At 77.2% G+C, this 2,123-nt stretch carries 2 protein-coding genes; one reads left to right on the top strand and one right to left on the bottom strand.

Annotated features, from left to right (window positions below; translation table 11 throughout):
- Positions 1–659: FHA domain-containing protein (locus HCN56_RS25270; RefSeq protein ID WP_167974935.1), on the bottom strand; the 659-nt coding region annotated here is incomplete at its 3' end.
- Between the two features lie 442 nt (positions 660–1,101).
- On the opposite strand from HCN56_RS25270, the gene HCN56_RS25265 reads away from it, so the two are divergent.
- Positions 1,102–2,123, top strand: a 1,022-nt coding sequence (locus tag HCN56_RS25265) for a serine/threonine-protein kinase (protein ID WP_167974933.1), incomplete at its 3' end; no start/stop codon positions are given.

Below are 2,123 nucleotides of genomic sequence, written 5' to 3'. Positions count from 1 at the left end.
GCGCTGTCCGCAGCGGCACGCGCGCCGGGCAGGGGAAGGCCGCCGGAGCGTTCGGGCGGGGCCACCGCCGCGGCGCGGGGCGCCGGCGCCGTACCGGCCCCGGTCACGCGCAGCACGGTCTCGCCGGCCCGGAGCTCGGCGCCCTCCGGCAGGAGGACGGGGCGCTCCCCGACCGGCGCGCCGTCGACCGTGGTGCCGTTGGTGGAACCGCAGTCGCGCACCGTCAGCGACCCGTCGGGCGCGACGGTGACGACGCAGTGGCGGCGCGAGACGTCCGGGTCGTCGAGGGGGATCTCCGCCTGGGCCGAGCGCCCGATCAGGATCTCGCCGCCGCGCAGCAGGTGGACCCCGCCCGCGTCGGGGCCCGCGACCACCAGCAGCCGGGAGGACGTGCCCTCGGTCCCGGCCTCGACGGGGCGGCGCAGCGCGAGGACGACCCCGTCGACCAAGGGGGGCACGCCCAGCAGCGCCTGTTCGGGCTCCAGCCGTTCGGCGCCGCAGAACACGGCGGACGGGGCGCCGGCCCCTGGGGACACCGTCTCGGAGAGCGCCGCCAGGACGGCGGCGAGCGGGGTGTCGGGCGGGGCGGAGACGGTGGCGTCGGCCGTGGCCGCCTGGCCCCTGCCCTGCGGTCCGAGAACGGTCACCCTGAGCTGCATCGGCCCTCCCGGTCCCATCGGCGTCTGGAGCCCGGACGCATCTTCCCACCTGCCACCGACAGGTCGCGCCAGCTCGGACAGTTCGCGATCTTCACTGTCCGGAACTGTCTGATTCTGATCGGCCGGAAGTCATCGACCCGCGCGCGCCACCGGCCCGCACCCCCGTCCGCGCCCGGTGCGCCGTCTCCCGCGCACTGCGCCCGACCAGCCGCGACGCCGGCCTACCGGAACCGGCCGCCGACCGCGGGCGCATTCGGCCGCCGCGCCGCCGCCGTCCCCCGCCGGGGCCCGCGCCCCCGGCGGGCCGGCGCCTTGCGGACGGCCCCGCCGAGCCCGGGACCGGCCCGGAGCGCCCGCATTACAGTAGGTCCCGGGGAGCCGCGTCACACCACGCTGCCGTCCCGGCGCCAGACCACCAGGAACCGAGTCACTAGGAGCACGCGTGCGGCCCGTTGGCAGCAAGTACCTGCTCGATGAGCCGCTGGGGCGCGGCGCCACCGGGACCGTCTGGCGGGGCCGCCAGCGGGAGGAGGCCGGCGCCGAGGCGGCGGTCACCGGACACCCCGGCGAGGCCGTCGCCATCAAGATCCTCAAGGAGGAACTGGCGCAGGACCCGGACGTGGTCATGCGCTTCCTCCGGGAGCGCTCCGTGCTGCTCCGGCTCAGCCGCGACAGCCACCAGAACATCGTCCGCACCCGCGACCTCGTCGTCGAGGGCGAACTGCTCGCCCTGGTGATGGACCTGGTCGACGGCCCCGACCTCCACCGCCACCTCTACGACAACGGCCCCTTCTCGCCGGTCGCGGCGGCGCTGGTCACCGCGCAGATCGCCGACGCGCTCGCCGCCGCCCACGGCCGCGGCGTCGTCCACCGCGACCTCAAGCCCGCGAACGTCCTGCTGGCGCGCGACGGCGCGGACGGCGAACTGCTGCGGCCGATGCTGACCGACTTCGGCATCGCCCGGCTGGCCGACGCCCCCGGCGTCACCCGCGCCCACGAGTTCGTCGGCTCCCCGTCCTACGTCGCGCCCGAATCGGCGGAGGGACGCGAGCAGACCTCCGCGGTCGACGTCTACGCCGCCGGCATCCTGCTCTTCGAACTGGTCAGCGGCGAGCCCCCGTTCCGCGGCGGCAGCGCGCTGGAACTGCTCCAGCGGCACCTCAACGAGCAGCCGCGGCGGCCCGAGGGCCTGCCGGACCCGCTGTGGACCGTCATCGAGCGCTGCCTGCTCAAGAACCCCGCGGAACGCCCCTCCGCCGCCTCGCTCGGCCGGGCGCTGCGCGCCGTCGGCGAGGGGATCGGCGAGTACGCCGGTCCCGAGCAGCGGTCGGCGGCGCTGGGCGTCGCCGCGCTGCTCCCGCCGGACGACAACCCGGTGCGGGTCCTCGGCAGCGGCATCACCCCGGCCGGCTCGGCCGAGCCCACCCAGGCGCTGCCCGGTGGCAGCGGCGGCGCCCTCGGCGC

The organism is Streptomyces lonarensis (assembly GCF_012033735.1).
In the GTDB taxonomy this organism is placed as follows: Bacteria; Actinomycetota; Actinomycetes; order Streptomycetales; family Streptomycetaceae; genus Streptomyces; species Streptomyces lonarensis.
This window is presented reverse-complemented; position numbering and strand designations above follow the sequence as displayed.